General features: G+C 68.7%; 22 protein-coding genes and 1 tRNA gene. 9 read left to right on the top strand and 14 right to left on the bottom strand.

What is annotated here, in order from left to right:
- Positions 1-9: 9 nt before the first annotated feature.
- Positions 10-405, top strand: coding sequence for a DUF6491 family protein (locus ASD38_RS16245; RefSeq protein ID WP_056439066.1), 396 nt, complete (start codon positions 10-12; stop codon positions 403-405).
- A gap of 261 nt (positions 406-666) precedes the next feature.
- Here the strand turns inward: ASD38_RS16245 and ASD38_RS24920 are convergent, their stop codons facing one another.
- The 3 genes from ASD38_RS24920 to cpdR form a co-directional block, all read right to left on the bottom strand.
- The gene (locus ASD38_RS24920) at positions 667-1,866 is read right to left on the bottom strand and encodes an OmpA family protein (protein WP_056461587.1); all 1,200 of its coding nucleotides are present in this window, start codon (positions 1,864-1,866) and stop codon (positions 667-669) included.
- Between the two features lie 387 nt (positions 1,867-2,253).
- Positions 2,254-2,328: transfer RNA gene (locus ASD38_RS16235), tRNA-Val, on the bottom strand.
- Positions 2,329-2,439: 111 nt separating this feature from the next.
- The gene (gene cpdR / locus ASD38_RS16230) at positions 2,440-2,796 is read right to left on the bottom strand and encodes a cell cycle two-component system response regulator CpdR (protein ID WP_012284930.1); all 357 of its coding nucleotides are present in this window, start codon (positions 2,794-2,796) and stop codon (positions 2,440-2,442) included.
- A gap of 178 nt (positions 2,797-2,974) precedes the next feature.
- On the opposite strand from cpdR, the gene ASD38_RS16225 reads away from it, so the two are divergent.
- Entirely contained in the window at positions 2,975-3,907 is a 933-nt protein-coding gene (locus ASD38_RS16225) for an N-formylglutamate amidohydrolase (protein ID WP_056461584.1), read from the top strand.
- A 566-nt stretch (positions 3,908-4,473) separates the two neighbouring features.
- Positions 4,474-6,309: a translational GTPase TypA gene (typA, locus tag ASD38_RS16220; protein ID WP_056439060.1), complete on the top strand. Its 1,836-nt coding sequence runs from the start codon at positions 4,474-4,476 to the stop codon at positions 6,307-6,309.
- A gap of 75 nt (positions 6,310-6,384) precedes the next feature.
- Here typA and ASD38_RS16215 read toward each other — a convergent pair whose 3' ends face one another.
- Positions 6,385-6,642, bottom strand: coding sequence for a GlsB/YeaQ/YmgE family stress response membrane protein (locus ASD38_RS16215; protein WP_056439057.1), 258 nt, complete (start codon positions 6,640-6,642; stop codon positions 6,385-6,387).
- 155 nt (positions 6,643-6,797) lie between these two features.
- Between ASD38_RS16215 and ASD38_RS16210 the strand changes: the two genes are divergently transcribed.
- Complete coding sequence (locus ASD38_RS16210) at positions 6,798-7,949, top strand: aminotransferase (RefSeq protein ID WP_056461582.1); 1,152 nt, start codon at positions 6,798-6,800, stop codon at positions 7,947-7,949.
- Between the two features lie 152 nt (positions 7,950-8,101).
- Here the strand turns inward: ASD38_RS16210 and hmpA are convergent, their stop codons facing one another.
- A complete protein-coding gene (gene hmpA / locus ASD38_RS16205) occupies positions 8,102-9,325 on the bottom strand; it encodes an NO-inducible flavohemoprotein (protein ID WP_056439052.1) in 1,224 nt (407 codons plus the stop codon).
- A gap of 32 nt (positions 9,326-9,357) precedes the next feature.
- On the bottom strand, positions 9,358-9,765 hold the full coding sequence (locus ASD38_RS16200) for a group III truncated hemoglobin (protein WP_056439049.1): 408 nt from the start codon (positions 9,763-9,765) through the stop codon (positions 9,358-9,360).
- Positions 9,766-9,878: 113 nt separating this feature from the next.
- Here ASD38_RS16200 and ASD38_RS16195 point away from each other — a divergent pair, with 113 nt between their 5' ends.
- Positions 9,879-10,319: an RrF2 family transcriptional regulator gene (locus ASD38_RS16195; protein ID WP_056439046.1), complete on the top strand. Its 441-nt coding sequence runs from the start codon at positions 9,879-9,881 to the stop codon at positions 10,317-10,319.
- An 89-nt stretch (positions 10,320-10,408) separates the two neighbouring features.
- Here ASD38_RS16195 and ASD38_RS16190 read toward each other — a convergent pair whose 3' ends face one another.
- Entirely contained in the window at positions 10,409-11,170 is a 762-nt protein-coding gene (locus ASD38_RS16190) for a LytTR family DNA-binding domain-containing protein (RefSeq protein ID WP_056461931.1), read from the bottom strand.
- A 136-nt stretch (positions 11,171-11,306) separates the two neighbouring features.
- Between ASD38_RS16190 and ASD38_RS16185 the strand changes: the two genes are divergently transcribed.
- Positions 11,307-11,933, top strand: coding sequence for a DUF2306 domain-containing protein (locus tag ASD38_RS16185; protein ID WP_056461578.1), 627 nt, complete (start codon positions 11,307-11,309; stop codon positions 11,931-11,933).
- On the opposite strand, the gene ASD38_RS16180 is transcribed toward ASD38_RS16185, so the two are convergent.
- From ASD38_RS16180 to ASD38_RS16170, 3 genes are all read right to left on the bottom strand, one after another.
- Entirely contained in the window at positions 11,930-14,494 is a 2,565-nt protein-coding gene (locus ASD38_RS16180) for a response regulator (protein ID WP_082554672.1), read from the bottom strand. The two genes, ASD38_RS16185 and ASD38_RS16180, sit on opposite strands and share 4 nt — an antisense overlap.
- A 153-nt stretch (positions 14,495-14,647) precedes the next feature.
- A complete protein-coding gene (locus ASD38_RS16175; protein ID WP_056461928.1) occupies positions 14,648-15,415 on the bottom strand; it encodes an SDR family oxidoreductase in 768 nt (255 codons plus the stop codon).
- Between the two features lie 102 nt (positions 15,416-15,517).
- Positions 15,518-16,252, bottom strand: a complete 735-nt coding sequence (locus ASD38_RS16170) for an outer membrane protein (protein ID WP_082560772.1) — start codon at positions 16,250-16,252, stop codon at positions 15,518-15,520.
- Between the two features lie 205 nt (positions 16,253-16,457).
- Between ASD38_RS16170 and ASD38_RS16165 the strand changes: the two genes are divergently transcribed.
- The gene (locus tag ASD38_RS16165; RefSeq protein WP_156390742.1) at positions 16,458-16,940 is read left to right on the top strand and encodes an SRPBCC family protein; all 483 of its coding nucleotides are present in this window, start codon (positions 16,458-16,460) and stop codon (positions 16,938-16,940) included.
- A gap of 76 nt (positions 16,941-17,016) precedes the next feature.
- On the opposite strand, the gene ASD38_RS16160 is transcribed toward ASD38_RS16165, so the two are convergent.
- Complete coding sequence (locus tag ASD38_RS16160) at positions 17,017-17,769, bottom strand: extensin-like domain-containing protein (protein WP_056439037.1); 753 nt, start codon at positions 17,767-17,769, stop codon at positions 17,017-17,019.
- A gap of 87 nt (positions 17,770-17,856) precedes the next feature.
- Positions 17,857-18,582: an extensin-like domain-containing protein gene (locus ASD38_RS16155; protein WP_235523862.1), complete on the bottom strand. Its 726-nt coding sequence runs from the start codon at positions 18,580-18,582 to the stop codon at positions 17,857-17,859.
- Positions 18,583-18,675: 93 nt separating this feature from the next.
- Here ASD38_RS16155 and ASD38_RS16150 point away from each other — a divergent pair, with 93 nt between their 5' ends.
- Positions 18,676-20,052, top strand: a complete 1,377-nt coding sequence (locus ASD38_RS16150; RefSeq protein WP_056461572.1) for an MFS transporter — start codon at positions 18,676-18,678, stop codon at positions 20,050-20,052.
- Positions 20,053-20,230: 178 nt separating this feature from the next.
- On the opposite strand, the gene ASD38_RS16145 is transcribed toward ASD38_RS16150, so the two are convergent.
- Positions 20,231-20,521, bottom strand: a complete 291-nt coding sequence (locus tag ASD38_RS16145) for a nucleotidyltransferase family protein (RefSeq protein ID WP_056439032.1) — start codon at positions 20,519-20,521, stop codon at positions 20,231-20,233.
- 31 nt (positions 20,522-20,552) lie between these two features.
- Between ASD38_RS16145 and ASD38_RS16140 the strand changes: the two genes are divergently transcribed.
- Positions 20,553-21,635 (top strand): glycoside hydrolase family 88/105 protein, encoded by a 1,083-nt coding sequence (locus ASD38_RS16140; protein WP_056439029.1) that lies wholly within the window; start codon positions 20,553-20,555, stop codon positions 21,633-21,635.
- A gap of 142 nt (positions 21,636-21,777) precedes the next feature.
- Here the strand turns inward: ASD38_RS16140 and ASD38_RS16135 are convergent, their stop codons facing one another.
- Entirely contained in the window at positions 21,778-23,766 is a 1,989-nt protein-coding gene (locus ASD38_RS16135; protein ID WP_056439027.1) for a protein meaA, read from the bottom strand.
- Positions 23,767-23,777 lie beyond the last annotated feature (11 nt).

Genomic DNA, 23,777 nt, shown 5'->3' with positions numbered 1-23,777 from the left:
GAGAACGCCATGCAGCGCATGTTCCTCGTCCTCGCCGCCTCGGCGGTCGCGCTCGCCGGTTTCGCGATGACCGACGTTCAGGCCTCCGCCGCGGACGCCAAATCCAAACGACAATGCTTCCGCACCGAGCGCATCCAGAAATGGGCCACCGACAAGGATCGTCTGGTCTATGTGAGGCTCAATACGGGCGCGGTGTTCGAAGTGACGGTGGCCAACAAGTGTCCGGGCCTGGGCATGTACCAGACCATCGCCTTCGCCACGGACTTCAGCAGCCAGATCTGCGAAGGCCAGCACGCCACGATCATCACCCGCACCGGCGCGGGGCCTCTGCGCTGTCCCGTGGGGTCGATACGGGCCCTGACGGCCGAGGAGGCCGCCGCCCTGCCGGACAACATGCGCCCCTGACGCGCGGACGCTCGCCAAAAGAGCCGACGCCCGCAGAATGTCGGCCTGACCGGTCCCCGACGCCCTCTCGGGAATCCGGACGATGACGCTCCCGATCCCCTCGGGGGCGTCTTTCTTTTTGGGGGAATGACCGGCCGCGCTAGCCCCCTCCGTCACGGCGCGTATTTCGCGCCGCGCCACCTCCCCCGCTTCGCGGGGGAGGAATAGAAAAAGGGCCCGGCGTCGCCGCCGGGCCCTTCTCATTCGTCTGGATCGCGATCTTTAGAAGTTGATCGAGATCGTGGAACGGCGGTTCAGCGGTTCCTTCACACCATCGCCGGTGGCGACGGCCGGTTCGCTTTCGCCCTTCCAATCCACGGCCAGGGTGGTGGCCGGGACGCCGGCTCCGACCAGACCGTCGGCGACGGCCTTGGCGCGGCGCTCGGAGAGCTTGGCGTTGTACTTCGGAGATCCCGAGGTGTCGGTGTGGCCGACCACGGTGATCTTCGTCGCGTTGCCGCCCTTGGCGTAGTCAGCCGCTTGCGAGACCACGGCCTGGGCTTCCGGCGTCAGCACGTACTGATCGAACGGGAAGTAGACCACGAACTCACGCGCCTCGTAGGCCGGCGGCGGCGGGGGCGGCGGGGGAGCCGGTTCCGGCGGGGGCGGCGGCGGGGGCGGCGGGGGCGGCGGGGGCGGCGGGGGCGGCGGCGAGCCGAAGGTGTAACGGACGCCCAGCGTCAGCGAGGTGTCCTTGTACTTGCCTTCGAAGGTGCCGACGTCGGTCACCGCGCCGAAGTGGCCGGGGCCGCCGACATTGGTCGTCACCGAACCCCATTGCAGGTCGTCCGTCTCCAGATAGCGGCCGGTCAGATCCAGCGACCAGTTCGGCGCGAAGTCCCAGGAGACGCCCAGGATGCCTTGCCAGGCCAGGGCCTGGTCGACGTCGTCGATGCTGGTGTTTTGGAACTGGGCCGCGCCGGCCGGAACGTTCGACAGCTGACCGTAGACCTTGTTGTGGACCCAGGCCGTGCCCAGACCAGCGCCGATGAACGGACGCCAGCTTGATTCCGGCATGAAGTCATAAATGACGTTGGCCATCAGGGTGGAGGCCAGCAGTTCGCCATCCACGCCACCGCAGATCGGCGCGGCGGCGGTGCGTTGGACGCCTGGGGTGCAGAGACCCGACGGCGTGCCCGAGCCATGAACGCCCGACTGGTCGCCGGGGCGATAGCCGTATTCGCCTTCGACGCGCCAATTGGGGGTCAGCTTGTAGCCGATACGGCCAAAGCCCGCCCAATCGTCATCGGGGGAGAAGCTCCACTCCGAATTAGTGGTGGACGACGTGGCCTTGACGCCGGCGGGCCAATGGTACCCGACGTCGCCGGCGACGTACCATCCGCTCAACGTCATTTGGGCGGAGGCGCCCGACGCGGCGCAGAGCGCAAGCGTCGCAACACCAGCCAGCAACCGGATTTTCATGATGTGAACCCTCTACGTGAATGTCTTGAGGCCAGCCCGGAGAGCAACCTCACGACGACAACGCGTCAGGATTGAATTCAGGTGTGGCCAAGGCGCCACATTCGCGCCATTTCGTCGAAATAACGACGCAACCTCCCGGGAACCGGGGAACGGCCGCTCAAGAATAGCGGCGTTCATTCCGGAACCGCCCCGGTTGTGGTCTCCGCGCGCCGCCGCCTGTGCCGGAGCGATTGGCGTCACCGCCGGGCGCCCTGGCCGGCGAACGCCTCGGCTTGGGCGCGACGCGGCCGAGCCGGCGAGGCGGATCCGAGGACCTGGGAGGCGACAGTCCGGCGTCATGATAACGCCTGAGCCGACGACAGGTTGATCTGAATGGGGAGAAGGGAATGGTGGACGCGACAGGGATTGAACCTGTGACCCCTACGATGTCAACGTAGTGCTCTCCCGCTGAGCTACGCGTCCGCCAAAGCGGCCTGGAAGCGCTTTTAAAAAGCGTCCCGGGCGGGAAGGTGTGGGGGTATAGCGGCGGCTTAGCCGTCGCGCAACCCAGGTTTCCGGCCGCCTGAAAACTTTTTACGCGGCCATCATCTTTTCGACCTCGGAGACGAGGTCGCGCAGGTGGACGGGCTTGGACAGCACCTTGGCGCCGGCCGGGGCGCGGTCCTGGGCCGACAGGGCAACGGCGGCGAAGCCGGTGATGAACATGATGCGCAGGCTGGGGTCGCGGGCGGCGGCCTGGCGGGCCACCTCGATGCCGTCCATGCCGGGCATGACGATGTCGGTCAGCAGCAGATCCCAGGGGGTGTCCAGATGCTGGACCGCCTCTTCGCCGTCGGCGCAGGCGGTGACCTCGAAGCCGGCGCGCTCGAGCGCCCGCGCCAGGAACCCGCGGAGGGAGTCATCGTCTTCGGCGAGGAGGATGCGGGCCATGCGGTCAGTTTCCAGGCGATAGGCGGAATTGGAAAGCGAGATTCTAGACAAGGACGGTAAATCGCGGATGAACCGGACCCGCGCTGTCCACAGCTAACGCTTCGGCGCCGGCTTCCGCCTCCTATACAGCGAGCCGTTGGCGTTTGACCCGGAACCGTCGGACCGCGACAATAAGCCCATGACCGCATGGGAGCCGATCGCTTCGGAAACGCCGGCGACGGCGGAGCACGGCTTTTCGCCGGCCTTCGAGGTCGCGCGGGCTCAAATCGCCGGTTCCGAGGCGGCTCAGCCGCCCCCCACGCCGCTGGTGTTCGCCTCGCCCCACTCCGGACGGCTGTATCCGCCCGACATGATGGCCGCGGCGCGGCTGACCGCGCAGGATCTGCGCGGCTCGGAGGACGCCTTCGTCGACGACCTGATCGCCGGCGCGCCCGCCCTGGGGGTCTGCGTGATCCGCGCCAGGCTGGCCCGCGCCTATATCGACCTCAACCGCGACGCCTGGGAGCTGGATCCGGCGATGTTCGAGGACGCCCTCCCCGACTTCGCCCAGGCCCGCACGGCGCGCGTGGCGGCCGGGCTGGGCGCGATCGCCAGGGTGGCCGGCGAGGGCCGCCCGATCTACGCCCGCAAGCTGACCTTCGCCGAGGCCAAGGCCCGCATCGAAACCGCCCACCGGCCCTATCATGACACGCTGGACCGCCTGCTGGCCCAGGCGCGCAACGCCCACGGCCTGGCGATCCTGGTCGACTGGCACTCGATGCCGGCGGCGGCGGCGCGCGGCCATCGAGCGCGCGGCGGCGGCCCCTGCGACATCGTGCTGGGCGACCGCTTCGGCGCGGCCTGCGGCCCCAAGCTGACGGGATTGATGGAAAAGACCCTGGAGGGGCTGGGCTATCGCGTGGCCCGCAACGCCCCTTATGCCGGCGGCTACACCACCGAACACTATGGCCGCCCGACGCGGCGCACGCACGCCATCCAGGTCGAGATCAACCGCGCGCTCTATATGAACGAAACGACCCGCGAGCCGACCGAGGGCCTGGCGCGGCTGAAGGCGGACATCGAGTCGGTGACGGCGCGGCTGGTCGCGACCGACTGGGCCGAGCTGCTTTAAGACAGGGCGGACGCTAGCGGCGATCCACCCGCCTCGACAGTGCGGGTGAACGCGGGGCCCTCGGACCAAGTCCGAGGATGACGGGCTCAAAAGGGCGAGGATCGCGCGGCTAGAACCCAGGCCAAAAAAAAGCCCGGCTCGAAAGCCGGGCAGTTCATTAGGGAGGAAACGCCCAGGAAGGGCAGAGGCGGCAGCGCCGCCTCACAGGTCGTTTATAGGGTGCGGTGCGAAATGCATCAAGCGAAATCGACAGACAGCGTTGTCTTTTTTCTCGCACCCACCTCGTGAAACCCTTTGTAACACAAGGGACAGAGAACGCCGATCTCCAAGCTTGGCCGATTCAGAGATCAATGCTGCGCTGCACAATTAGTTGCCGAAGAAACGACATCCGTCCGCAACTTTCGCAAACCCCATGAATTTAAGGGGTTTGGGAGTGACACCGGTTTCCTAGCCAATCTGTCACGCAGGGGTGGGGTGGATAAACGTCGCGCAGTCGCGTAAAAGCCGCGCGCCTGACGCGCGCAGCGTCAAACCCATTTGTTCCTCCCCGAAAGTTCGCCTTCTCCATGTCCATGCGAAACATCGCCATCATCGCGCACGTCGATCATGGCAAGACCACTCTCGTCGATCAGCTTCTGGCCCAATCGGGCGTGTTCCGCGCCAACGAGGCGACGACCGAGCGCGCCATGGACTCCAACGACCAGGAGCGCGAGCGCGGCATCACCATTCTGGCCAAGTGCACCAGCGTCCTGTGGCACGGCGAGGCGGGCGAAACCCGCATCAACATCATCGACACCCCCGGCCACGCCGACTTCGGCGGCGAAGTCGAACGCATCCTGGGCATGGTCGACGGCTGCGTGCTGCTGGTCGACGCCGAGGAAGGCGTCATGCCGCAGACCAAGTTCGTGCTGACCAAGGCGCTGAAGATGGGCCTGCGCCCGATCCTCTGCATCAACAAGGTCGACCGCGCCCACGCCGATCCGGACAAGGTCCACAACGCCGCCTTCGATCTGTTCGCCGCCATCGGCGCCACGGACGAGCAACTGGACTTCCCGCACATCTACGCCTCAGGCCGCGCCGGCTGGGCCACGCTGGACATGAACGTGCCCAACGACAACCTGGCCCCGCTGTTCGACCTGATCGTGCGCCACGTGCCGGAACCCAAGCAGATCGCCAAGAAAGACGAGCCGTTCCAGATCCTGAACGTGCTGATCGAATCCGATCCGTTCCTGGGCCGCCTGCTGACGGGCCGCATCGAGAGCGGCAAGGCCGTTCCCGGCATGGCCATCCACGCCCTGGACCGCGACGGCAAGGAAATCGAGCGCGGCCGCATCACCAAGGTGCTGGCGTTCCGCGGTCTGAAGCGCTCGCCGGTCGACGAGGGCGCCGAAGCCGGTGACATCGTCGCCATCGCCGGCATGTCCAAGGCCACCGTGGCCGACACCCTGTGCGCCCTGGAAGTGACCGACGCCCTGCCGGCCCAGCCGATCGATCCGCCGACCATCTCGATGACCGTCTCGGTCAACGACAGCCCGCTGGCCGGCCGCGAAGGCGACAAGGTCCAGAGCCGCGTGATCCGCGACCGCCTGCTGAAGGAAGCCGAATCGAACGTGGCCATCAAGGTCACCGAGACCAGCGAGGGCGACGCCTATGAAGTGTCGGGCCGCGGCGAACTGCAGCTGGGCGTCCTGATCGAGAACATGCGTCGCGAAGGCTTCGAAGTGTCGATCAGCCGTCCGCGCGTGGTGTTCCAGACCGATCCGGAAACCGGCAAGCGCCTGGAGCCGATGGAAGACGTCATGATCGACGTCGACGACGAGTTCTCGGGCATCGTGATCGAGAAGCTGTCGCTCCGTAAGGCCGAGCTGAAGGACATGGGCCCGTCGGGCGCGGGCAAGACCCGCCTCCAGCTGACCGCGCCGTCGCGTTCGCTGATCGGCTACCAGGGCGAATTCCTGACCGACACGCGCGGTTCGGGCGTGCTGAACCGCGTGTTCAGCCACTACGAGCCCTACAAGGGCGCCTTCGACCAACAGCGCAAGGGCGTGCTGATCTCGAACTCTGACGGTGAAACCGCGGCCTACGCGCTGTGGAACCTGGAAGAGCGCGGCACTATGTTCGTCGGCGCCAACGAGAAGTGCTATCTGGGCATGATCATCGGCGAGAACGCCCGTCAGGACGACCTCGACGTCAACCCGATGAAGGCCAAGCAGCTGACCAACGTCCGCGCCTCGGGCAAGGACGAATCGATCCGCCTGACCCCACCGCGCCGCATGACCCTCGAACAGGCCATCGCCTACATCGAGGAAGACGAGCTGGTGGAAGTGACCCCGAAGAGCATCCGCCTGCGCAAGCAGATCCTGAACCCGTCGTTCCGCAAGCGTCGCGTCAAGGAAGAATAGTCGGTTCCCGGAGCTTCCGGGCCGGACGATCGAGAAGCCCGCCGCCCCTTCCGGACGGCGGGCTTTTTCGTGGCGTCACACCCGGTTTCGGCCCCGGAACAGGCCCAGCAGGAACAGCAGCACGATCGCCCCGATCGTTGAGATGATCAGGCTGCCGATCCAGCCCATGAAGTGAATGCCCAGGGCGCTGGCCAGGAACGCCCCGATCAGGGCGCCGACCAGGCCGACGATCAGGTTGGTGATCAGGCCGTGATTGCGGCCCATGATCTGCTCGGCGATCCAGCCGGCGAAGATGCCGATGATGATCGCGCCAATGAAGCCCACGCCGTTCATGTCGTTTGTTTCCCGCAGCCAAGGTTGCCGGAGAAAATGCCCAAGCGCTCGGTTGGTTGCGGCTCGCGTCCGCCGACGGAACTTGAGCAAGCCCATGATCTCCAACCCATGCTAGGCAAGCTCTCCCGGTACGCGCGCTTTGGGAGACGCCCGCCATGGTCCACCCGGTCTATGCCGACCTGCCCACCACCGTCTTCGAGGAGATGAGCGGCCTGGCGCGCGACACGGGGGCGATCAACCTGGGGCAGGGCTTTCCCGACGACGCGGGCCCGATGGCGCTGCGCCGCAAGGCCGGCGAGGCCCTGCTGACCGGCACGAACCAGTATCCGCCGATGCGCGGCCTGCCCGCCCTGCGTCAGGCCGTGGCGACCCACTATGGCCGCGCCCAGGGGCTGGACCTGGACTGGGAGAGCGAGATCGTCGTCACCTCCGGCGCGACCGAAGCCCTGGCGGCGGCGTTCCTGAGCCTGATCTCGCCCGGCGACGAGGTGGTGCTGTTCCAGCCGCTCTACGACGCCTACCTGCCGATGGTGAAGCGGGCCGGCGGCACGCCCAAGCTCGTAAGACTTACGCCGCCGCACTGGCGGTTCGACCGGGCGATGCTGGAGGCGGCGTTCAGCGACAAGACGCGGATGGTGGTGCTGAACACCCCGCTCAATCCGGCCGGCGTCGTCACCCCCGACGCGGACCTGGCCCTGCTCGCGGAATTCTGCGTTCGGCACGACGCCGTCGCCGTCTGCGACGAGGTCTGGGAGGCCGTGGTGTTCGACGGCCGCGAGCACAGGCCGCTGATCGGCTATCCCGGCATGCGCGAGCGCACGGTGAAGATCGGCTCGGCCGGCAAGATGTTCGGCATGACCGGCTGGAAGGTCGGCTTCCTCTGCGCCGCCCCCGCCCTGACCAGGGCCCTGGCCGGCGCCCACCAGTTCCTGACCTTCACCACCCCGCCCAACCTGCAGGAGGCCGTGGCCTTTGGACTTGGGGAGCCCGGCGACTGGTTCGAGGCCATGCCCGCCGGCCTGCAGCGCTCGCGCGACCGCCTGGCGGCGGGGCTGCGCGCCGCCGGCTTCGTGGTGCTCGACAGCGGCGGGACCTATTTCCTCAATGTCGACCTGAAGGCCTCGGGGATCGACGAGGACGACCGGGCCTTCGCCCTGCGGGCCGTGCGCGACCACGGCGTGGCCAGCATCCCGGTCTCGGCCTTCTATGCGGAGGATCCGGTGCGCCACATCCTTCGCCTGTGCTTCGCCAAGGCCGATGGGACGTTGGACGAGGCGGTGGCGCGGTTGGCGAGGGCGCGGGGCTAGGGGGGCGGAACGCCCCCTCCGTCGGGCTTCGCCCGCCACCTCCCCCGTTGCACGGGGGAGGAGAGGCTGATCCGTTTCCTCCTCACCCGCGAAGCGGGGGAGGTGGCGCGATGCGAATACGCATCGTGACGGAGGGGGCGTCGCGCAACGCCCTACGCCGCCAGCGCCTCGTCCGTCGGGCCGAAGAACTCGTAGTGGATCCGGTCGGCCGGCACGCCCGCCCCCGCCAAACCGTCGACGAAGGTCCGCAGGAACGGCTTGGGGCCGCACAGATAGAAGTCGGCCTGGTCGAACGGCGTGTTCGCCTTCAGCCAATCCAGGGTGATCAGCCCGTCGACGTCGTGGGTCTGGCCGGCCCGGTCGCCCGCCAGAGGCTCGCTGTAGAAGGTGGTGACCGAGACGCCGCCGTGGTCCTTGGCCAGGGTCCGGACGTGGCCGTCCAGGGCGTGGACGCGGCTGTTCAGCGCGCCGTGCACGAAGTGGGCTTCAAGCTCCGGATGGGCCTTGGCGATGTGCTCGACCATGCTGACCATCGGCGTCAGGCCGACCCCGCCGCTGAGCAGCACCACCGGACGGTCCGGCCGGTCGGCCAGGAAGAAGTCGCCGGCCGGCGGAGTGGCCTGCAGGATGTCGCCGATCCGGATCTGGTCGTGCAGGAACCGCGAGGCCGCGCCCAGGTCCTCGCGCTTGACCGAGATGCGGTAGCTCTCGTCGTTGGGGCCGGCCGAGATCGAATAGTTGCGCTTCTCGCCCTGCAGCGAGAATTGGGGCGCGTCGGGCAGGTCGAAGCGGAAGGTCAGGTACTGGCCCGGCTTGTGCGGGATCACCGGCCCGCCGTCCTTGGGCCGCAGCACGAACGAGGTGATCACCGCGCTTTCGCGGATCTTCTCGGCGACCACGAAGTCGCGCCAGCCGGTCCAGCCGCCGTCGACGGCCTCGATCTCGGCGCGGATCCTGGCTTCGCGATCGATCAGGATGTCGGCCAGGAACCAGAAGGCCTCGCCCCAGGCGGCCAGGATCTCGTCGGTGGCGGCGTCGCCCAGCACGTCCTTGATCGCGCCCAGCAGGGCCGTGGCGACGAACGGATAGTGTTCGGCCAGGATGTGGTAGCCGACATGCTTCTGAGCGATGCGCTCGACCGCCGGCAGCAGGACGCCGAGATTGTCGATGTTCTGGGCGTAGGCCAGCACCGCGCCGGCCAGAGCCTTGGGCTGGGCGCCGCTGCTCTGGTTGGCGTGGTTGAACAGGGCCTTGATGTGGTCGTCCTGGAACAGCCGGGCGTACATCGCCAGGGTGATCGCGACGCCATGCTCGGCCAGGGCCGGAGCCGTGGCCTTGACGCGCGTGATCGTGTCCGCGCTAAGCGCAGCCGCCATAGTGTTTCTCCGTGTTTGGGTAGTGGGCGCGGTCAGGAGACCGCGGGTTGGACAGGTTCGGCCTTGGGCAGGCGGAAGGTGATGGCCAGGTTCAGGCTCTGGGCGATGCGGGCGGCCTTGGCCTGCATGTCGGCGGCGACCGGCGGCGAGACCATCTCGTCGGTGGTCTCGGTCCAGATCGCCAGCCAGCGCTCGAACATCTCCGGGTGGATCCGGGCGCCGTGCCGCATGTGGGCCTGCATCGGATTGCCCTTGTAGCGGCCGCTGGCCAGCATCACCGACGACCAGAAGTCGGTCAGGACGCCCAGGTGATGATCCCAGTCGCCGATCGCATCATTGAACACCGGACCCAGTTCGGCGTCCTGACGCACGCGGGCGTAGAAGCGCTCCAACAGCGCCGGCAGCACGGCTTCGATCTCGGCGGATTGACGGGGGTCCATGGCGGGAGGCCTAATTGATGCTTATCAAGTGCATCTATGAGCCGCCCTCAGAACATGCAATAGAAATACTTGTTATACGTAATCGCCCTTAGGCGGCGGCGGCTGGAGTTCCGATGCGCCTGACGCGCTACACCGACTACGCCATGCGGGTGCTGCTGCACCTGGCGGCGCGCGACGACGGCCTGTCGTCGATCGGCGAGATCGCTGGCCTCTACAAGATCTCGCAGAACCATCTGATGAAGGTGGTGCAGGACCTGGGCAAGGCCGGCTTCGTGCGCACCGTGCGCGGTCGGGGCGGCGGCGTCGCCCTGGCCCGGCCCGCCGACCAGATCAGCATCGGCCAGGTGGTGCGCCAGACCGAGGAGGGGTTCCAGCTGGTCGACTGCGACGGCTGCGTGATCGCCCCCGCCTGCACCCTGCCCCGCGTCCTGAACGAGGCGACGGCGGCCTTCATGGCGGTGCTCGACAAGTACAGCCTGGAAGACCTGCTGGATCAGCGTCACCAGATGCGGTCGCTGTTCGGCATCACCGACCCCGCGGCGCTGCCCGCCTAGAGCACCGCGCGGAAAAGTGGCGACCGGTTTTCCGCAAACGCGATGCGAAAACGAAAACCTCGAGCAATCCGCGCGATCGCGCGGTTGCTTCAGAACCAGCCGGCCGCCTTGACGGTGGCCGCGTGGCTCCGGCTGACCGGAGCGGTCAGGCCGCCGGCCAGGCGCAGCTCGCCGCCGCCGCGCCGCCAGCGCGCGCCCTCGATCGCCTCGGCCGCCACCCACCACGAACGATGGGTCTGAAAGCCGTGCGCGCCCGACAGCTCGTCCAGGGCGACGGCGAGGCGCAGGGTGATCATCTCCGACCCCGCGTCGGTGTGGACGCGCAGATAGTGGTCGTCGGCCTCGATGGCGATCAACCGCGCCGCCCTTCGCCGCGCCGACAGCCGGCGGCGGAAGGCCGCCTCGGCTTCCGGCAGGGGCGGCGTGACGACGACCCGGGTCTCGACCACGGGCGGCGGCCGCCGCCAGACCAGGGCCCGGATCGCCATGACCGGAATGGAGATCAGGAACACCTGCCACAGCAGCGGCCAATAGCGCGCCAGACTCAGCGCTCCACCCGCCACGACATGACCCGCCGCCATCACGAGCAGGGTGGTCGGCGGCGTCATCAGCACGGTGGTGGCCAGCAGCCGGCGCCAGAACCCCGGCGCCCGCCGCCCGATCGTCTCGTCGACGGCGACGCCGATCAGCCCGCCCCCGACGATGCACAGCAGCCAGTAGACATAGACTTGGCGCGGCGGCAGGCCGTCGGTGCCGTACGGCCCGACCGCGCCCATGAACAGGCCGATCGCCAGCAGCAGCGCCAGGTCCGCCGCCCCGCGCTTGACGGTCGCTCGTGGGTCAGCCCGCATCGTCACCCCGAAAATCGCCCCCAACCCAGCAAATGGCCGCCGCCGTCCCGTTCGCGCAGAATTGGCGCCGCTCACGCAACCTCGCCTAGCGCCGGTCGGCGACCTTCGCAATCTCCGCTAAACCCTGGAGATCCGCATGACCCGACGCCTGACCTGGAGCCTCTGGACCCTGTATGCGCTGATGAGCGCGGCGGTGGCGCTGTTTTCCTACCGTTACCTGCCGCGCGTCGGGCTGCTGTCGCCCGACATCCTGGCCAACCTGTTCGCGCGGCCGTGGCTGGACGTGCATGTGGCCGGAGCGGCGACGGCGCTGCTGGTGGGGCCGATCCAGTTCCTGCCCTGGGTCCGGCGGCGCCTTCCCGCCCTGCATCGGACGCTGGGACGCGTCTACGTGGTCGGCTGCCTGGCCGGCGGGATCGGCGGCCTGGTCATGGCCTTCGGTACGACGGCCGGCCCCATCGCGACGGTCGGCTTCGCCAGCCTGGCCGTCTGCTGGATCACGGCCAACCTCCAGGGCTGGCGCCTGGCGATGGCGCGCCGCTTCGACGACCACCGGGCCTGGATGCTGCGCTCCTTCGCCATGACCTTCGCCGCGGTCACCCTGCGGATCTACATCGTGGTGCTGCCGATGCTGGGGATGGCGCCGCTGGACGCCTATCGCGCCTCATCGTTCCTGGCGTGGATCCCGAACCTGATCCTGATCGAGCTCTATCTGCGCGGCGGCCTTGGCCGTCCGGCGCGATCAGGTCGGGAAAGGCTCTAGGCGCTGACGGTTTCGGCGGCGGCCTGGGTCGCGCCCTGCCTGTCCAGCACCTGGACCAGCACCGACAGCAGGTCGCGCAGGTCGATCGGCTTGGCGATGTGGGCGTCCATGCCGGCCTCGATGCAGGTGTCGATCTGGGTGCGCATGACGTCGGCGGTCAGGGCGATGACCGGCAAGGCGGCCCAGCGCGGATCGCGGCGCAGGCGGCGCGTGGCCTCCAGCCCGTCCATCACCGGCATGTTGACGTCCATCAGCACCAGGTCGAAGGGCTCGGCCTCCAACGCCTCCAGGGCCTGGCGGCCGTTCTCGACCTCGACCAGGTCGCAGTCGAACGGAGCCAGGAACAGCTTGATGACCCGGCGGTTGACCGGATGGTCGTCGACCACCAGCACCCGGCGGCCGTGCAGGGGCGAGAGCGCCTCGTCCTCGTCCGGAACGCCGAACGCCGCGGCGGCCGTCTCGGTCGCTCCCGCGCTCGAGACATCGACCTGGAAGCCGAGCGTGAAGGTCGAGCCCCCGCCCTCCCGGCTGTCGACCAGGATCTCGCCGTCCATCAGCTCGGCCAGCCGGCGGGTGATGTTCAGGCCCAGGCCCGTGCCGCCGAACGTGCGGGTGGTCGAGGCATCGGCCTGGGTGAAGGCCCCGAACAGCTTGGACAGGGTGGCCTGGCCCATGCCGATGCCGGTGTCGCTGACGGTCAAGGTCACCACCGTGCGCCCCGTCTGGGGATCGGGCGCCCAGGCCAGGGTCACGTCGACCCGGCCGACCACCGTGAACTTCAGGGCGTTGGACAGCAGGTTGGCCAGGCACTGGCGAACCCGTACGGCGTCGAACAGCAACATCGGCGGCGGCTCGCCGGCCACGGTGAAGGTCAGATCGACGCCCTTCTCGCGCGCCGTAGGCTGATAGCCGCCCACCAGGCGGGCGCAGACCCCGACGAGGTCGCCGGCCGTGGGGGCGATCTCCAGCTTGCCGGCCTCGATCTTCGACAGGTCCAGAATGTCGTTGAGCAGCACCAACAGCGTGTCGCCGCTGTCGATCATCAGCTCCACCTGCTCGCGCTGGCGGGCGTTCAGGGTCTCGCCGCGCAGGGCCTGGGCCATGCCCAGCATGCCGTTCAGCGGCGTGCGCAGCTCGTGGCTCATCACGGCCAGGAAGGCGGACTTGGCCTCGTTGGCCGCCTCGGCCCGACCACGCGCCTCCTTCAACCGCTCCGAGGCCCGGCGCAGATAGACGCCCCAGGCGATCCCGCCCAGCACCAGCACGCCCAGCAGCATGGCGATGACGATCGAGGCGTGGGCCAGACGGCGGTTGAGTTCGACCTCGGCGGTCAGGCGGCGGCTTTCGTCGCGCTTGGACTTCAGCTCGGTCTCCAGCGCCGAGGCCATCTGGGCCCCGTTGCGCGACAGGGCCGCCTGGGTCTTCTCGTGGTCCTGCCGGCGCCATTGGTCGAGCAGGCGGAAGGCGTCCTCGCCGCGATGTTCGGCCAGGGCGATATAGGCGCTGATCAGCCGCTCGGCCTGGGGATCGCGCTCCAGGGTCTCGATGGGGATGGCGCGGATCACGTCGAGGTCGGCCTTGGCCCTGGCCGCGTCGCCGCGCTCGGCTTCGGCCTGGGCGCGCAGCCGCAGACTCAGGCCGGTCAGGCGGTTGGTCGGGTGGTCGATCTCGAACGCGCCCGAGTCCAGGCAGTCCAGGATCCGCCCCGGCGCGCGCCGCTCGTTGGCGATGCGGGCGCAGAGATAACGATCCCAGGTCTTCAGGTCCGGGTCGCCGGCCGCCTGGGTCATATGGTGGTGCACGCCGGCGAAGTGCTCGGCGGCGTCCAGCTCGCCCACCTCGGCGGCGGTGTAGGCGATGTCGTAGATGCGCTCGACCTTGCGCATGTAGAAGGCGTTGCCCTCGTCCAGGCGCGCGGCCGTGCTCATATGGTCGAGCGAGCCCTCCTTATCGCCGATGTAGGACAGGGTGTAGGAGTGCACCTGATGGGCCTCGGCCAGCAGCGGCCGGGCGATCGAACCCTTGCGTTCCATCTGGCCCATCGCCTCGGCCGCCAGTCGCGAGGCGTCGGCCCACTGGCCCGAACGGCCCAGGGTGCGGATTCGCTCGATGGCCGCCATCATCCGGATGTTCGGACCCGAGCGCTCGAGATAGCGGACCCAGTCGGCCTCGTTGAAAGTGCGGAAGCCGCCCGACTCGTGGCGATAGGCCGTGGTCAGCAGGTCGACCAGGTTCAACAGCTCGGCGTCGTCCTCGGCCACGGCCAGGCGACGCACGCGGCGGCTCCAGTCGTCGAACTGGGGCTGCACCTGGTTGCTCTTGTAGGCGTAGAGCACCGACCACAGGCCATACAGGCGCTTGTCGCCATGCTGCTTCAGCGCCCGGCGTCCGACCCGCTCGATGTCGTCGTTCTCGCGCGTGGGCGGCTTGATCTCGTCGCGGCTGATTTCGCGATACAGGGCGTCCAGCTTGGCCGACTGCGGCGACCGGGCTAGGGCCGCGCCGCCGGGTCCGGCCAACAGGGTTGCGATCGCCGCGAGGAACAGAACGTAACGCCGCAAGCCGTGGTTTTCCTGGTGAACCGCGGCAAGATACAAAAACGACCTGTATCCAAAGTTAAAGATCCACGGAATGCGATATTCTATCGAGAAATAGCGGAAAATGGGGCAAAAAATCCCCCCGTTCACGTCGCGCGCTCGGTTTTATGGCGACGCTCAGATGGTGGCGCCGCCGTCCACCACCAGAGCTTGTCCGGTCATGAAACTGCCCGCCTTCGACGCCAGGTAGATGGCCGCCCCGGCCAGTTCGTCGGGCTCGCCGATCCGGCGCAGCGGCACGCCCTTGGTCGAGCGCTCCAGGGTCTCGGGATTGTCCCACAGCGCCTTGGCGAAGTCGGTCTTGATCAGGCCCGGCGCGATGCAGTTGACCCGCACGTTGTCGGGGCCGAACTCGTGGGCCAGGTTGCGGGCCAGCTGGAAGTCGGCGGCCTTGGAAATGTTGTAGGCGCCGATGACCGCGTTGCCGCGCAGGCCGCCGATCGAACTGACGATGATGATCGACCCGTCCTTCCGGTCGCGCATCTCCGGGGCGACCATCGAGATCAGCCAGTGATTGCTGATGATGTTGTTGTCGAGGATTTTGCGGAACTGGTCGTCGGCGATGCCGGACAGCGGGCCGTAATAGGGGTTGGACGCGGCGTTGCACACGCAGATGTCGACCTTGCCGAACACCGCCCGGGTTTCGTCGACCAGGTGCTGGAGATCTTCCTTGGAGGCGATGTTGGCCGGGACCGCGAGCGCCGTTCCGGCCCCGCATTTGAAGTTGATCGCCGCGGCGACCTCGTCGCAGGGCCCGGCCTTGCGCGAGGAGATCACCACCTTGGCCCCGTGCTCGGCCATGCGCTCGGCGATGGCCCTGCCGATGCCGCGCGAACTGCCGGTGATGATCGCCACCTTGCCGGTGAGGTCGAAGAGGGACGTCATGGCGGCGAGAGGGATCATGGCGGCGGTTCCCGGAAGGTTTCAAAACGATCGTTTGAATTTCGGGCAGATTGGGACGCGGGCCCGTCCAGGTCAAGCGTCGGCTCAGAACCGATAGGTGAACCCGAACAGCGGCCCCTTGAGGTCGAGGTCGACGTCGACCCGGCGCTTGTCGTTCTCCAGGTGCAGGTAGCGGTAGCCGCCCATCAGCCGCCAGCGGTTGGAGAGGTCGTATTCGACCAGAGCCTGGCCCTGCCAGCTGGAGGTGTCGCTTCCCCAACCGCTGTCGATCTGGCCGGTCAGACCCCACCGGCCGTACTGGCCTCGGGCCCTCGCGCCGATCACCCCGTCGATCCAGTTGGTGTCGCCGCCGGCGTCGATCAGCGTGGTGTTGGGCGCGCTGAGCGTGAAGTCGGTCTCGAGCCAGAACCCCCTGATCCCGCCTGTCAGGTCCACATCCCAATTTTCGCCGTCCACCACCCGATAGTAGGCGCTCACCGTGCCGACCATCGCCTTGGTGCTGAGGTCCGGCTCCAGGGGGATCTGCGGCGGCAGTTCGACGTCATGGCCAAAGCCGATGTCGACATAGGCGAAATCCACCAGCGCACCGAACCGGTCGCCGCTGAGCTCGGCGACCCCGAAACCGAAAAACTGCAGGTTATCCAGTATGTTGCCGTCGCCGACGACAGGCGTCGGCCGGTCGGACTCCAGCCCCAGAGGCCCCTCGACGCTGGGCAGCCAGACATAGGTGCCCATGCGGAACGTCAAATCGTCGGCCCTCGCCTGTACGGCTGTCGCCGCCAGCGCCACCGCGCAACCCAGAACCACCGCAACCTTCATCAGACAGCTCCCTGGCGACCCAGCCAGAGCCTGAACTGTCCAGGCGAGGGGTAAATCAGGTGAACACCCTAGGCGGCCCTCGGCTTGCCGCTATCGGCGCCGGGCATTGACGGACAGGCATCGACAAAAGTTCGCCGGCGATGTCGGATCGCCGCCCGCGTGGTCGTCCTTCGGGCACAACAACGCCCCCCTTAGGAGAAACGCCGTGACCGCCCCCGCCCCCTCCCCCATCGCCGACCGCGAACTGGTGCTGACCCGCATCATCGACGTGCCCGCCGACAAGCTGTTCAAGTGCTGGACGACGCCCGAGCGGATGCACGAGTGGTTCTGCCCCAAGCCCTGGACCGTCTCGCACGCCGAGATGGACATCCGCCCCGGCGGCTCCAGCCTGGTCGTCATGCAAGGCCCCAACGGCGAGGAGGTGCCCAATACCGGCGTCTATCTCGAGGTCGTTCCGAACAAGCGCCTGGTCTTCACCGACGCCTTCAGCTCGGCCTGGGTCCCGTCGGGCAAGCCGTTCATGGTCGCGATCGTCGAGTTCGAGGACCTGGGCGACGGCACGACCCGCTACACCGCCACCGCCCGCCACTGGACGGTCGAGGACCGCGAGGCCCACGAGCGGATGGGCTTCCACGAAGGCTGGGGCATCGTCGCCGATCAATTGGCCGAAGTGGCCAAGACGTTCTGAACTAAATTTTAATTCCGCTCATCCCGGCGAATGCCGGGATGAGCGGCTCTATTTGAGGTTCTCGCGCAATCCTGCCTCACGCGCACTTGCTCCACCCGTGCATGTCCAGGTGGAAGTGGTCGTGGTGCTCGGCGTTGAAGTCGGGGCTGAGCGTGGTGATGAACACCCGGCAGGCCCCGTCGCGCACCCGGCGCAGGAACTGGCCCTTGGGGCCCGGATCGCTCCAGTCGCGGGCGACATAAACCGTCTGGCCGTCGGCCAGCTTGAAGCCGGCCAAGTCGATGGCGTCGGCGCTGGCGTGCTCGCTGACCGGTCCGGCCGTCTTGCCGTACATCCGCCGGCAGGAATAGGTGCCGTAGTGCTCCAGCCCGACCACCCCCTGGCCCAGCACCTCGTAGGCGGCCGGCTGCACCACCTGGCGCTCCCAGATCGACAGGGCCAGAGCCTCCTTGCAGACCATCGGCGCGTCGATCGGCGACAGGCCGGCCATGCCGCCGTCGATCTTCAGGGCGTCGCGCACCGTGCAGAACCCGCCGTCGGTCTTCTCCGGAACCTCTTCGTACGACAGCCCCGCCTTGCGCAGGATCGCCCGACAGGTGGCCGGATCATCGCCGGCCCGCGCCGCCTTGATCCGCGTGGCCATGCCGACCGGATCGACGATGCTGAGCGGCTTCCAGGGCAGGTGCTGGCGGGCTATGCCGCGCTCGGCCACCAACGCCATGACCAGCACCAGCGCCCACAGCAGGAACAGCGCCGTCAGCCCCGCCAGGCGGTTCTGGCGGCGCGTGCGATGCTCGACGCTCTGATGTCGCGGGACGCGATAGGCCATGGGCGGGGGGATTTGGGGAAGGCGCTTGAAAAGGGTTGATGCTCAAGCCTTGCCTTAGCGGAGCGGCGGGTCAACCTCTAACCCGGATCAACGGCACAGCCTGTAGCCGCCGCCCTCCAGATGCAGGTGATCGCGGTGGGCGGCGTTGTAGTCCGGGCTCAGGACGGTCCCGAACACCCGGCAGGCGCCGTTGCGCGCCGCCTGAACGAAATGGCCCTCGTCGCTGCCTGACCGGAAGTCGGCCGCCACCGTGCCCCGGCGTCCGTCGGCGAAGCGGAAGCCGGCCACGTCCAGGGCGGCGGCGTGGGCATGGGCGCTGGGCCGCTCGCCGGGCCGGCCGTAGATCGTGCGGCAGGCGTAGGTTCCGTAGTGCTCCACCCGGACCAGCCGGCTGCCCATGATCTCGCGCGACGCCGGGACCAGGACCTGATGCTCCCACAGCGCGTAACCCAGCGCCAGCGGGCAGGTCATGACCGGCGCAGCGGGCGCCAGGCGGCCGGCGGCCCGCACCGTGTCGCGCGTCGAGCAGTAGCCGGTCTCCCGCGTCTCGCCTTCCGCGAACCGCACCCCGCCTTCGCGCAGGGCGGCGCGGCAGGCGGCCGGATCCGCGCCGATCCGCGCCAGCTTGCCGGCCGTGGCCAGGCCGATCGGCTGGTTCAGCGAGAACGGCTTCCAAGGCAGGTCCTGCGGCGGCGCCAGGCGATCGACCAGGGCGAACACCAGGAGCCCCGCCAGCAGCAGGTCCAGCAGGAAGCCGGCCGCGCTCGCCAGCGACCGGGCTTCGGGAGAGGTTTCGCGCAGGACCAGCTTCACGCTTCATCCAACGGCGCGGCCGTCGTGAAGTTCAGCCCCAAGGCTTGGCTTGGCCGGTCCGAAGGAGCATTTACCGCGTCCCTGGAGACGCTCATGACCCCCTCGAACAGCTGGCGCGGCCTGGTGAACGCCGAACTGGCCCCACGCTTCGCCCTGCTGTGCCTGGGCATCTGGCTGAACGCCGCCGACACCCTGGTGACGGTGACGATCATGCCCAGCATCGCCAAGGAGATCGGCGGTTGGCAATATTTCGGCTGGTCGATCGCCGCCTTCCTTCTGGGCTCGATCCTGGCGGGGGCCTGCGCGGGCAAGTTGTCGATCCGGTTCGGCCTGCGCCGCGCCACCGCCCTGGCGGGCGTGGTCTACGCCGTCGGCTGCGCCATGGGCGCGTGCGCGCCGGAGTTCCTGACCTTCGTGGCCGGCCGTCTGGTCCAGGGCCTGGGCGCGGGGGCGATCGTCTCGCTGTGCTACGTCGCCATCAACGCCATGTTCCCCGAAAGCCTGTGGCCGCGGGTCTATGGCGCGATCGCCGGGGTGTGGGGCGCGGCGACCCTGCTGGGTCCGCTGTGCGGCGGACTGTTCGCCCAGGCCGGCTTCTGGCGCGGGGCGTTCTGGTTCTTCGTGGTCCAGGCGGTGATCTTCGTGGGCGCGGTGCTGGTCATGGTGCCGTCCGCCCCCAAGGCTCCCCAAGGCGGACGCATCCCCCGGCGGCAGCTGGCCCTGCTGACCCTGGGCGTGACCCTGATCGCCGCGGCGGGCGTCGTGCCGGGCGGACTGACGGCGGCGTTGTGCGCGGTGTTCGGAACCCTGGCCATGGCGGCCATGATGGTGGTCAACGACCGCTCGCCCGACCGCCTGTTGCCGCGCTCGGCGTCCGACCTGGCCACCGCGACCGGCCTTGGTCTGGCGGTGATCTTCTTCTGCGAGGCGGCGACCGTCGGCTTCTCGGTCTACGGTCCGACCTTCATCCAGGTGCTGCACGGCGCCGAGCCGCTGCTGAGCGGCTATGTGATCGGCGGCATCGCCGCTGGCTGGACGGCCTTGTCGTTCGTCGTCGCGGGGCTGAAGCCCAGGCACGAGGGCCGGGCGATCCGCCTGGGGGCCGTGGTCATCGCGGCCGGAGTCGCCTGGGGCGCGGTCGAGATCGTGCACGGCGGCCTGGTCGGGATCACCCTGTCGATGATCACCCTGGGCGGCGGCTTCGGCATCTGCTGGGCGTTCCTGGCCAAGCGGGTGATCGGCGGCGCGCCGCTGGAGGAGCAGCCCCTGGCCTCGGCCGCCGTGCCCACCACCCAGCTGATCGGCGGCGCCACCGGCGCGGCCGCCGCCGGCGCCCTGGCCAACGCCCTGGGTTTCGCCCAGGGTGTCACCCCGGCGAGCGGCCTGACGCACGGCCCGTGGCTGTTCGCGGCGTTCGTGCCGCTGGCGCTGGTGGGACTGGCGGCGGCCTGGCGGTTGGGACGGGACTAGGCTTCCAAGGCGACGATGTGCTCAACCGCCGTCGCCAGCGGATCGAGTTCCACCACCGGCGACCGCGTCGCACGCCATGGGGTCAGCCAGAAAAGCCGCTTGATCCATGCCCCGCGTGTAGAGCCGAATGCGTCCTATCGCGTCGAGCATTCGCGACAGGTAGAGGCGGTCGACGGGATCACGCAAAGACCGCCTCGCCCAGTACTTTCTCCTGGATCAGGTCGTGCAGTCCGTCCGGCGTGACGAGATCAACCGGCTTTCCAAACAGCGCCGCCAGATCCCGCTCCAGCCGGAAGAAGCCAAATCCCGGAAGCGTGGCGGGCAGGAACTCCACCAGCACGTCCACGTCGCTGTCCGGTCCCGCCTCGCCTCGCGCCGTCGAGCCGAACACGCCGACGCGCTGGACGCCGTACCGGTCCAGCAGCGGCTTGGCCGCGCGCAGCTTGGCGAGGGCTTCGTCAAGGGTCATGAAGGCAGTGTAACACGAAAGCGAGGCCGGGATGGACAGGCGGACGGTGATCGGCGGACTGGCGGCGGGCGCGGGGCTGCTGGCGTCCGGCGCGGCGTCGGCGCGCGCCTCGGACGACATCGGCGCGCGGGCGGCCAACGCCTATCTCGGGCGGCCCGACTTCATGATGTACAACAAGGCCGGCGAGGTCACGGGCGTGCACTACGCCGAGGTGGCCGCCGCCTATGGCGTGGCCCGGCTGGCCGCCGCCACCGGCGACACGGCGCTGTTCGCCCGCCTGGCCGAGCGCCACCAGCGCCTGCTGGCCGCCCACATCGTCAACACCGCCAACCATGTCGACGTCAATGTCTACGGCGTCTGGCCGCTGGAGCTCTATCGGCGGACCCGTGACCAGGCGGACCTCGAGCGCGGCCTGGCCCTGGCCGACGGCCAGTGGCGCGATCCGCGCCCCGACGGCCTCAGCGCCCAGTCGCGGTTCTGGATCGACGACATCTGGATGATCGGCGCCCTGCAGCTGCAGGCCTGGCGCGCCACCGGCGAGACCCGCTACCTGGACCGCGCGGCCCATACGGCCCAGGCCTATGTGGAGCGCCTGCAGCAGCCCAACGGCCTGATCCACCACGGCCCGGACGCGCCGTTCTTCTGGGGACGCGGCAACGGCTGGGTGGCCGCGGGACTGGCCGAGGTGCTGTCCGAACTGCCGCCGACCCACGCGCGGTTCGCGGCCGTGCACGCCGGCTATCGGAAGATGATGGCCGCGCTTCTGCGCTATCAGGCCGACGACGGCATGTGGCGGCAGTTGATCGACTATCCCGACGCCTGGAAGGAGACCTCGTCCACGGCGATGTTCGGCTTCGCCATGACCGTCGGCGTCGGCCGAGGCCTGCTGCGCGAGAAGGCCTATCGCACCGCCGGCGACCGGGCCTGGAAAGCCCTGGCCGCCTATGTCGGCGCGGACGGTCAGGTGTCGGACGTCTGCATCGGCACCGGCCAGTCGCAAGACGCCGCCTACTATCTAAACCGTCCCCGGACGACCGGAGACCTGCACGGCCAGGCGCCGGTCATGTGGTTCGCGGCGGCGCGGGCGGGGGCGTGGGGAGGGAAGCGGACTTGAGCGCCCTCTCTCCGGGGGCGCGGAAAGCCCGCAGCGGCGAGGCCGCGCCTTAAATCCTTGATGGCGAGCCGCGCGCCCTGCTCGATCAGCCCGCCTAGTCCCCCTACCCCGGTACGGTGACAGTGCATCTGATTCCCCGAACTCAAGCTTCCGCCAGCGCCGCCTCCTCCACCAGCCGCACCACGTCGCCCATGATCTCGGTGATCTTGAAGTCCTTCGGCGTGTAGATCCGCGCCACGCCCATCTGTTTGAGGATCAGGGCGTCGCCCTCGGGGATGATGCCGCCGGCCACGACCGGGATGTGGCCCAGGCCTTCGGCGCGCATCACGCGGATGACCTCCTGCACCAGGTCCAGGTGCGAGCCCGACAGGATGGACAGGCCCACCACGTGGGCGCGGCCTTCCTTGGCGCGGCGGACGATCTCTTCCGGGGTCGAGCGGATGCCGTCATAGATCACCTCCATGCCGCAAGCCCGGGCCCGGGTGGCGATCTGCTCGGCGCCGTTGGAGTGGCCGTCCAGGCCCGGCTTGCCGACCAGGTAGGTCAGGGTGCGGCCCAGCACCCGCGAGACCCGCTCGACCTCGCGCTTGACCGCCTCGACGTCCTCGGCCTCGCCGGTCGAGACCACGACGGCCACGCCGGTCGGGCCGCGATATTCGCCGAACACCTCGCGCAGGGCCCCGGCCCACTCGCCGGTGGTGATCCCGGCCTTGGCGGCGACGATCGAGGGCTCCATGATGTTGCGGCCGTCGGCGGCCGCGGCCTTCAGGTCGGCCATGGCGGCTTCGGCGGCCACTGGGTCGCGGGCCGCGCGCCAGGCCTTCAACCGCTCGACGACGCCGGCCTCCAGGCGCGGATCGACGGTCTCGATGCTGCTCTCGCCGGCCGACAGGGGCGAGTCCTCGCTGTCGGTCCAGCGGTTGACCCCGACCACGGTCATGTCGCCCGTCTCGACCGAGCGCACGCGCCGGGCGTTCGAACCGACCAGCTCGGTCTTCATGTAGTCGATGGCGTTGGGCGCCCCGCCCATGGCGTCGATCAGGGCCAGCTGCTCCAGCGCCCCCTTCGACAGCTCGGCGACCTTGGCCTCGACCACGTGGCTGCCGTCGAACAGGTCCTCGTATTCCAGCAGGTCGGTCTCGTAGGCCAGCACCTGCTGCAGCCGCAGCGACCACTGCTGGTCGAACGGACGCGGCAGGCCCAGCGCCTCGTTCCAGGCCGGCAGCTGCAGGGCCCGGCAGCGGGCGTCCTTGCTGAGCGTCACCGCCAGGGCCTCGATCAGGATGCGGTAGACGTTGTTCTCGGGCTGCTGCTCGGTCAGGCCCAGGCTGTTGACCTGCACCCCGTAGCGGAAGCGCCGGGCCTTCTGGTCCCGCACGCCGTAGCGCTCCAGCAGGATCTGGTCCCACAGGCGCGTGAACGACCGCATCTTGCAAAGCTCGGTGACGAACCGCACCCCGGCGTTGACGAAGAAGCTGATCCGCGAGGCGACGATCTCGAAGTCTTCCTCGGGCACCTGGCCGCCGGCCTTGACGGTGTCGAGCACGCTGATCGCCGTGGCCAGGGCGAAGGCCAGCTCCTGCTCCGGCGTCGCGCCCGCCTCCTGCAGGTGGTAGCTGCAGACGTTCATCGGGTTCCACTTGGGAACCTCCCGGTAGCACCAGGCGATCATGTCGCCGATCAGCCGCAGGCTCGGGCCCGGCGGGAAGATGTAGGTGCCCCGGCTCAGATACTCCTTGATCAGGTCATTCTGGGTGGTGCCCTGCAGGAGCGCGCGATCGGCCCCCTGCTCGTCGGCCAACGCCACGTACATCGCCAGCAGCCAAGCGGCCGGGGCGTTGATGGTCATGGAGGTGTTGGACTGTTCCAGCGGGATCTGGTCGAACAGCTGGCGCATGTCGCCGATATGGCTGATCGGCACCCCCACCTTGCCGACCTCGCCGCGCGCCAGGATGTGGTCGGCGTCGTAGCCGGTCTGGGTGGGCAGGTCGAAGGCGACGGAGAGGCCGGTCTGGCCCTTGGCCAGGTTGGCCCGGTACAGCGCGTTGGATTTCTCGGCCGTGGAATGCCCCGCATAGGTCCGGAAAATCCACGGCGCATCCGGCGCGTGCTGATACGGCTTGCCTGACATCCTGCGCTCCC

The sequence above is a fragment of the Caulobacter sp. Root487D2Y genome (genome assembly GCF_001427165.1).
In the GTDB taxonomy this organism is placed as follows: Bacteria; Pseudomonadota; Alphaproteobacteria; order Caulobacterales; family Caulobacteraceae; genus Caulobacter.
This window is presented reverse-complemented; position numbering and strand designations above follow the sequence as displayed.